Below are 8100 nucleotides of genomic sequence, written 5' to 3'. Positions count from 1 at the left end.
CAGTAATGTGTGGAGCTGACTGGTACTAATGGCCGACGACTTATCAACACAAATATTTGTTGTTTGCGTGTGTTCGCGTCCACTGTGTGGTTTTCGGGGAACAACCCCTGGACCCCGTGTTCTGCCCCTGTTTTGTGTGGGGTGGTTGGGGGTTTGTGGGCTGGTGTGTCTCGTGGTGTTACGGCGGTCATAGCGTTGGGGAAACGCCCGGTTCCATTCCGAACCCGGAAGCTAAGCCCTTCAGCGCCGATGGTACTGCACTCGGAAGGGTGTGGGAGAGTAGGTCGCCGCCGGACATTCTTTGTGAAGGAAAGGGGTTGTGGCTCGTCACGAGCTGCTCCCGCCACCAGGGTTCGTGGTGGTGGTCGAGCGCGGTGACGAGCCACAACCCTTTTCTCATGCCGTTTTCCCCTCGTGCTGTCTTCCCCTCGGCGTGCCGCGTGCTGCGGGGCGGTACCTCGGGCCTGCATCGTCCCGGTGTGCTTCATGTGGTGCCACCGTCATCTCCGGGTCGTGCAGCGATGGGCGCTCCCACGTCGTGGTCTCCTTGGTCGCTCTGACCGAGGACGGGCAGTGCTCGCCTCCTCCCCGGTCCGGCACGCGCCGTTAATGGCACGCCCGCGATCGGAGGCGTACTCGTCTGCGGCGTGCGCCACGCCCTTCGTCGCGTCGCTCGTGGACTCTGTCACCGGACCGGCCCGAACTCTCGGAGGCCCCCGACCAGTCGCTTAGTCTGGGGAGACAGGCGGTACTCATAGAGATTCAAGGGTGGGGCACACGTGGCGGAGCATGACAGCGAGGATCGGCCCAAGAGGTCGAGCGAGGGACGCGCCGGGTCGGGTGGGGGATCAGAGCGTCGGCACGCGCCCCAGCGAGGGAACGAACGCCACGGTGCATCCGGCGAGCGCCGTGCGCCCTCCGGTGATCGGCGTTCCGGCGGATCTCGCGAGAACCGCGGTGGGTATTCCGGTCGTGGCCGGGAAGGATCGGACAGGACTCGCTCGAACGACCGTCGTCCCTTCGGGCAGCGCGACGGTGACAAGAGCTCGTACCGCTCGGATGCCGATCGGTCGGAGCGTCGCGGAGCGCGACGTGATGACGACCGTCGCCATGGTGGCCGCTCCGACGACCGGCGCTCCGGTGGCCGTTCGTTCGACGGCCGCGGCCCCCGCCGTGATGATGACCGCCGGGGCCCCCGCCGTGATGATGACCGCCGCGGTCCCCGCCGTGATGATGACCGTCGCGGCCCCCGCCGTGACGACCGGCGTGGTGGTCCCCGTCGTGATGACCAGCGTCGCGGATCGCGACCGGAAGGCGACCGTCGCGGTGGTCCGTCGCTGCGCCCGGGGGAGGAGCGCCGCAGCACGCGGCCGCCGGAGCCCCCGCTGGACGCGGCGATCACCGGCGGCGAGCTTGACCGCGATGTGTCGGCCGAGCTGCGTTCGCTGAGCAAGGAGACGGCCGAGCGCACCGCGCGTCACCTGGTCGCCGCTCTGGACGCCCTCGAGCAGGACGACCTGTCCCTGGCATTCGAGCATGCACGGTTCGCAGCGAGCATCGGCGGACGCGTCGCCATCACTCGCGAGGTCTTCGGGATCAGTGCGTACCGGACCGGTGAGTTCCGCACCGCGATCCGTGAGTTCCGCACCGCCATGCGCATCTCCGGACGCGTGGACCTCCTTCCCATGCTCGCCGACTGCGAGCGTGGGCTGGGCCGGCCCGAGCGCGCCCTCGAGATCGCGGTCTCCGATGAGGCAGCGAAGCTCGACGTCAGCGGGGCGATCGAGCTGATGATCGTGGTCGCCGGGGCCTACGCGGACACCGGGGACGTGCAGACCGCCCTGCAGACCCTGGAGGTCCCGGCGCTGCGCAGCAAGGTCGACGGCAAGTGGCAGGTGCGCCTCTGGGTCGCCTACGCGGATCTGCTCGAGCGCGCCGGTCGGTCCGACGAGTCCCATCGTTGGCTCACGCTGGCGGCCGATGCGGACACCGCCCACGAGACCGACGCTGCCGAGCGTCTGGGCCGTGAGGTGCCCGCGCCGGTGGAGGAGGACCTGCCATGGGACGACTCCGAGGAGCTCAGCATCATGGATGCGTTCGACGAGACCGCCGACGCCGAGGATGAGGACCTGCCACCGGAGGACCAGGACGAGCGCGTCCAGGACCAGCAGGACGCGGATCAGCAGGGCCAGGACCCGCAGGGCCCGGATGACCAGCAGGAGCCGGACCATCAGGGTCAGGACGAGCACGTCGAGGACCAGCACGGCCGGGACGAGCAGGACCGGGACGAGGACGACGGCCAGGACCGGGACGGGTCGGCGGACGACGCGGACGTCGACCTCTCCGCTCCGGAGGAGAGGGCATGAACGCGCGGCCAACGGAGCTCAGCCTGCTCGAGCGGTACGACGCGCTCCTCCTCGATCTCGACGGCACCCTGATGCATGGCTCGCGCCCGATCCCGCACGCCGCCGACGCGGTGCGCAGGGCCCGGGAGAGGTCCCTGAGCATCGGCTTCGTCACCAACAACGCCTCCCGCAGCCCCGAGGAGGCGGTCGCGCACCTCGCCACCGTCGACGTCGAGGCCCGCAGCGAGGAGATCGCCTCCTCGCCGCAGATCGCCGTGCAGCTGCTCGCCGAGCACGCGCCGGCGGGCTCCCGGATCCTGGTCCTCGGAGCGGACGGACTGGCCGATGCCGTCCGCGGGGCCGGTTTCCAGCCCGTCCGCGAGGACGCCGAGGACGTGGCCGCCGTCGTCCAGGGCTTCGCCCCGGACCTGGGCTGGAAGCAGCTGGCCGAGGGCGGGTACGCGCTGCGCCGCGGCCTGCCCTGGATCGCCACCAACACCGACGCCACCCTGCCCACCGAACGCGGGATCGCCCCGGGCAACGGCTCCCTCGTGCACGCCCTCGTGCATGCCACCGGGCGCACGCCGATCGTGGCCGGAAAACCGGAGCCCGCGATGTTCTCCCTCGCCGCGAAGTCCCTCGGGGCCCGTCGGCCGCTCGCGGTCGGGGACCGCCTGGACACCGACATCGAGGGTGGGAACCGCGCCGGCATGGACACCCTCATGGTCCTCACCGGCGTCGATGACGCACGCACCGCGCTCCAGTCCCCTGCCGTGCGCCGGCCCACCTGGATCGTCGCAGATCTCTCGAGCCTGACGGCCCCGGCCCCGGACGCCGTCCTCCAGAACGGGAGCGCCCGCTGCGGCGCGGCCACGGCGCGCCTGGACGGGCAGGACCTCGTCCTCTCCGGTCGCGTCGACAGTCCGCAAGCCCTCACGGCGGCGCTCGCCCTGCTGCGCGAGACGCATCCGGACCGCCCCCTGGAGGGGGAGGTGCGCACCGAGACCGGCGCCCCGCTGCTGGCCGCTCCGCCCCTGGCGCCATGAGCACCAGGCTCGATGTCGCCTTGGCGGCACAGGGCCTCGCGACCTCCCGCACCCACGCACGACGCATCGTCGAGGAGGGGCGTGCGAGGGTCGACGGCGTCCGTGCGGACAAGCCGTCCGCCCCGGTGGACCCGGATTCCCGGCTCGACGTCGTCGACGTCCCCCTCGGGGGTGAGTACGCCTCCCGCGCCGCCCACAAGCTGCTGGGCGCTCTCGCGGCCTTCGGGGTGGACCCGGCCCATCGACGTTGCCTGGACGCCGGCGCATCGACCGGGGGTTTCACCGACGTCCTCCTGCGAGGGGGTGCCCGTGCCGTGAGCGCCGTCGACATCGGCCACGGGCAGCTCCTCGCGCGCCTGCGCGAGGACGAGAGGGTCTCGTCGCTCGAGGGCACGAACATCCGCGGCCTGGATCCGGACCGTATCGGAGGCGCGGCGGAGCTCGTCGTCGGCGACCTGTCCTTCATCTCCCTGCGCACCCTGATCGCTGATCTCGCTCGACTCACGGCCCCCGGCGGGGACCTCCTGATGATGGTCAAGCCCCAGTTCGAGGTGGGCCGCGCCCGCCTGCCCCGCTCGGGCGTCGTCACCGACCCCGCCCTGCATCGGGCGGCCGTGGTCGGTGTCGTCCAGGAGGCGTGGGCCCACGGACTGGAGCTCGTCGGGGTCGCCGCGAGCCCCCTGCCCGGCCAGGACGGCAATCGCGAGTTCTTCGTGCACCTCCGGTCCGCGGATCCGCGACCCGCCGGTGCGGCGAGCACGCTGGGCCAGGCCGCCTATGACATGATCGACCAGGCGGTCAGGGGGCCGAGCCTGCCCCCGCCGGCGGCCGACGGAACGACGGAAGGGGCTCACCGAGCATGAGGCGCTTCCTGCTGTACGCCCACTCCGGGCGCACCTCGGCCCTCGAGGCGATGATGACCGTCCTGGCGGAGCTCGGGAACCGGGGAGTGCGCGCCGTGCTCACCGACGAGCAGTACGACGAGATCCGGGAGACGCCGCCCGAGGGGCTCCCCGCGGGCCTGTTGGACATCCTGGACTCCGAGGAGGTCGACGTCGTCGACGCCGTGTCCGCGGCCGACATGGTCGAGCTCGGCATCGTCCTGGGCGGCGACGGCACCATCCTTCGGGCCCTCGAAGTGGTGCGCGAGGCCGGTGTCCCCGTGCACGGCGTCAATCTGGGCCACGTCGGCTTCCTCGCCGAGAGCGAGGTCGAGGAGCTGTCGACCACCGTGCGCCGCCTGCTGGACGGCGACTACGAGATCGAGGAGCGCGCGACCATCGACATCGTCGTGCGCGGCCCGAAGGACCAGATCCTGCACAAGGACTGGGCCCTGAACGACGCGAGCCTGGAGAAGGCCGACCGCCAGAAGATGATCTACGTGGTCATCGAGATCGACGGACGACCCGTCTCCTCCTTCGGCTGCGACGGGGTGCTCTTCACCAGCCCCACCGGCTCCACCGCCTACGGCTTCAGCGCCGGCGGCCCGATCGTCTGGCCGGAGGTCGACGCCTTCCTGGTGGTGCCTCTCGCGGCGCACGCCCTGTTCTCCCGCCCCCTCGTGCTGGGCCGCTCGAGCGAGGCCGCGATCGAGCTCACCGTGGACAACCGCGACGAGGGCGTCCTGACCTTCGACGGCCGCCGCGCCTTCGAGATCCGCGCCGGCATGCGCGTCGAAGGGCGTCTGTCGCCCCGCTCGGTGCGGCTCGTCCGACTGACCACCACGCCGTTCGCCGACCGTCTCGTCGAGAAGTTCCAGCTGCCCGTCGTCGGCTGGCGCGGACGCGCCGGCCGAGACATCTGAGCGGGAGCCGCCGTGCTCTCCACCCTGCGGATCCGCCACATCGGCGTCATCGACGACGCGACCCTCGGCTTCGGCCCCGGCTTCACCGCGCTGACCGGTGAGACCGGCGCCGGCAAGACCATGATCGTCACCGGGCTGACGATGCTGCTCGGAGGCCGGCTGGATCGCGGCAGGGCGGGGACCGCCGGGACCGTGGACGGGACCCTGGTCCTGGACGGGCACGACGAGCTCGTCGCCGCCCTCGACGAGCTCGGGGCGGAGGACGAGGCCGGCGAGGTGCTCGTGGTCCGGCGCGTCACCCGGGACGGTCGCTCGCGGGCGCAGATCGGCGGGGTGCCGGTGCCGATCGGGACCCTCGCCCGTCTGGTCGGCTCCGCGGTCACCGTCCACGGCCAGTCCGACCAGGCACGACTGCGCGAACCCGAGCAGCAGCGCGAGGCCCTCGACCGCTTCGCCCAGGACACGGTCGGCCCGCCGCTGCAGCGGCACCGCGAGCTGTGGGCACGTCGGCAGGAGCTGCAGACGCGCGTCGAGGAGCTCGAGAGCCTGGTGGCCGAACGCGACCGCCGCGGAGCCCAGCTGCGCACGGCGCTCGAGCGCCTCGAGGAGGTCGACCCGCAGGAGGGGGAGGACGAGCAACTGCGTGCTCAGCTGGACCGTCTGAACCATGCCGTCGACCTGCGCGGCGCCGCCGAGCAGGCCTCCGTGCTGCTGCTGGGCCAGGACGAGGGACCCGCTGCCGGCGCGCTGCTGGATCTGGCCATCGAGCAGGTGCGCACCGCGAGCGGCACCGACCGCGAGCTCTCCGAGCCGCTCGAACGCCTCGAGAGCCTGCGGCTGGAGCTCTCGGACGTGGCCGCGGAGCTCTCCCGCTACGCCGACGGGATCGATGCCTCGCCGGGCAGCGTCGAGCAGGCCAACGAGCGACTGCACGAGGTCACCACGCTGCTGCGCGACCTCGGTCCGTCCCTCGGCGGCGCCGACACCATCGGCGAGCTCCTCGAGGCCTCCCGCGGAGCCGCCGCCGACCTCGACCGCTTCGACGGCGCCGAGAGCGAGCTGACCCGCGTGCAGGGACAGATGGGCGCCCTGCAGGAAGCGCTGGACCAGGCCGCGAGCGACCTCAGCGCGGCGCGGCGCGAGGCTGCCGACCGCCTCGCGCGAGCCGTCGAGACCGAGCTCGTGCACCTCGAGATGCCCCAGGCGAGCCTCGCGGTGGACGTCAGCGAGCAGCCCGCCCGCGCCCACGGGTGCGACAGGGTCGTCTTCCTGCTGGCGCCCCACCCCGGTGCCGACCACTTGCCCGTGGCGACCGCGGCCAGCGGCGGCGAGCTCTCGCGCGTGATGCTGGCTCTCGAGGTCGCGCTGGGCTCCTCCCGTGAGGACCGCACCGCGGCCCCCGTGTTCGTCTTCGACGAGATCGACGCCGGGATCGGCGGGCGCGCCGCACTCGCCGTCGGCCAGCGGCTGCAGCGCCTGGCCGAGCACGCCCAGGTCATCGTCGTCACCCACCTGCCGCAGGTCGCCGCGCACGCCTCCACCCACCTGCAGATCGTCAAGCACAGCGAGGGCGGGGAGACCAGCTCCACCGTCGAGACCCTCGACGAGCAGGGACGCATCCGCGAGCTCGCCCGCATGCTCTCGGGGGAGACCTCCGAGCTCGCCCTCGCCCACGCCCGCGAGCTGCTCCAGGACTCCGCCTCCGAGGGGGCGCCATGAGCGTCTCCACCGGCACCGTCCTGGGCACCGCCCGCATCGGCAAGCGGACCAAGGACCTCACCAAGCGCCTCGAACCCGGCGACATCGCGGTCATCGACCACGAGGACATCGACCGGGTCGCCGCCGAGGCCCTCGTGGAGAGGGCACCGGCGGCCGTCGTCAACGCCGCCCGCTCCACCTCCGGCCGTTACCCCAACGCCGGACCGCAGATCCTGGTGGACCACGGGATCGTCCTCGTCGACGACTGCGGGGACGAGCTCTTCGCGAACGTCGCCGACGGAGCCCTGCTGACGATCGCGGAGGGCACCGTCCGGGCCGGCGCGAGCACCGCCGCCACCGGCATCCGTCAGAGCCCCGAGTCCATCGCCATGGCGATCGAGGAATCCCGGGAGAATCTCTCCGAGCAGCTCGAGCTGTTCGCCCGCAACACCCTGGAGTACATGCTCCGGGAGAAGGACCTGCTGCTGGACGGGGTCGGCGCACCCGAGGTGCGCACCGCGCTCGACGGACGCCCGGTGCTCATCGTCGTGCGCGGCTACCACTACAAGGAGGACCTCGCGACCCTGCGGCCCTTCCTGCGGGAGAACCGGCCGGTGGTGATCGGGGTCGACGGCGGCGCCGACGCCGTCCTGGAGGCCGGGTGGGACCCCGACATGATCATCGGCGACATGGACTCCGTCTCCGACCGGGCCCTGGCCAGCGGTGCCGAGCTCGTCGTCCACGCGTACCGCGACGGCCGCGCCCCCGGCCTGGAGCGCCTGCGCGAGCTCGGACTCCAGGACAGATCCGTGGTGTTCCCGGCCGCCGGCACCAGCGAGGACATCGCGATGCTGCTGGCCGACGAGAAGGGCGCCAGCGTCATCGTCGCCGTCGGCACCCACGGCACCCTCGAGGAGTTCCTCGACAAGGGGCGCGCCGGCATGAGCTCGACCTTTCTGACCCGACTGCGCGTGGGCTCCAAGCTCGTGGACGCCAAGGGCGTCTCGCGCCTGTATCGTCAGCGGATCTCCACGCCCCAGCTGGTGCTGCTCGCCGTCGCCGGGCTGCTCGCCCTGGCCGTGGCCATGTGGGCCACACCGGGCGGACAGGCGACCTTCCAGCTCCTCGGAGCACGATGGGACGACGCCCTGTCGTGGTTCACCTCGCTGTTCGCCACTCGACCCGCCACCGGAACCTAGGAGCCACG

The 8100-nt window shown here is 72.0% G+C and carries 7 protein-coding genes and 1 rRNA gene; all 8 read left to right on the top strand.

Translation table 11 applies throughout. The features are described 5' to 3' along the window. The first annotated feature begins 179 nt into the window (after nt 1-179). A 5S ribosomal RNA gene (rrf, locus tag DEO23_RS12080) occupies nt 180-296 on the top strand. Between the two features lie 799 nt (nt 297-1095). Continuing rightward, nucleotides 1096-1449, top strand: a complete 354-nt coding sequence (locus DEO23_RS12075) for a hypothetical protein (protein ID WP_133249869.1) — start codon at nt 1096-1098, stop codon at nt 1447-1449. Continuing rightward, complete coding sequence (locus tag DEO23_RS12070; protein WP_109276271.1) at nt 1425-2366, top strand: tetratricopeptide repeat protein; 942 nt, start codon at nt 1425-1427, stop codon at nt 2364-2366. Before DEO23_RS12075 ends, DEO23_RS12070 begins: the two co-directional genes overlap by 25 nt. Continuing rightward, the gene (locus tag DEO23_RS12065; protein ID WP_109276270.1) at nt 2363-3391 is read left to right on the top strand and encodes an HAD-IIA family hydrolase; all 1029 of its coding nucleotides are present in this window, start codon (nt 2363-2365) and stop codon (nt 3389-3391) included. Before DEO23_RS12070 ends, DEO23_RS12065 begins: the two co-directional genes overlap by 4 nt. Continuing rightward, a complete protein-coding gene (locus DEO23_RS12060) occupies nt 3388-4254 on the top strand; it encodes a TlyA family RNA methyltransferase (RefSeq protein ID WP_109276269.1) in 867 nt (288 codons plus the stop codon). The genes DEO23_RS12065 and DEO23_RS12060 overlap by 4 nt, the downstream gene beginning before the upstream one ends. Then, a complete protein-coding gene (locus DEO23_RS12055) occupies nt 4251-5195 on the top strand; it encodes an NAD kinase (protein WP_109276268.1) in 945 nt (314 codons plus the stop codon). Before DEO23_RS12060 ends, DEO23_RS12055 begins: the two co-directional genes overlap by 4 nt. 12 nt (nt 5196-5207) lie before the next feature. Continuing rightward, nucleotides 5208-6914 (top strand): DNA repair protein RecN, encoded by a 1707-nt coding sequence (gene recN / locus DEO23_RS12050; RefSeq protein WP_109276267.1) that lies wholly within the window; start codon nt 5208-5210, stop codon nt 6912-6914. Continuing rightward, nucleotides 6911-8092 carry a putative cytokinetic ring protein SteA gene (gene steA / locus DEO23_RS12045; RefSeq protein ID WP_109276266.1) on the top strand — a complete coding sequence of 394 codons (1182 nt, stop codon included), beginning with the start codon at nt 6911-6913 and terminating at the stop codon, nt 8090-8092. Before recN ends, steA begins: the two co-directional genes overlap by 4 nt. Nucleotides 8093-8100: the final 8 nt, after the last annotated feature.

Source organism: Brachybacterium endophyticum, assembly GCF_003130585.1.
GTDB classification, from domain to species: domain Bacteria; phylum Actinomycetota; class Actinomycetes; order Actinomycetales; family Dermabacteraceae; genus Brachybacterium; species Brachybacterium endophyticum.
The sequence above is the reverse complement of the archived record's forward strand: the minus strand, read 5'-3'. Positions and strand labels throughout refer to the sequence as shown.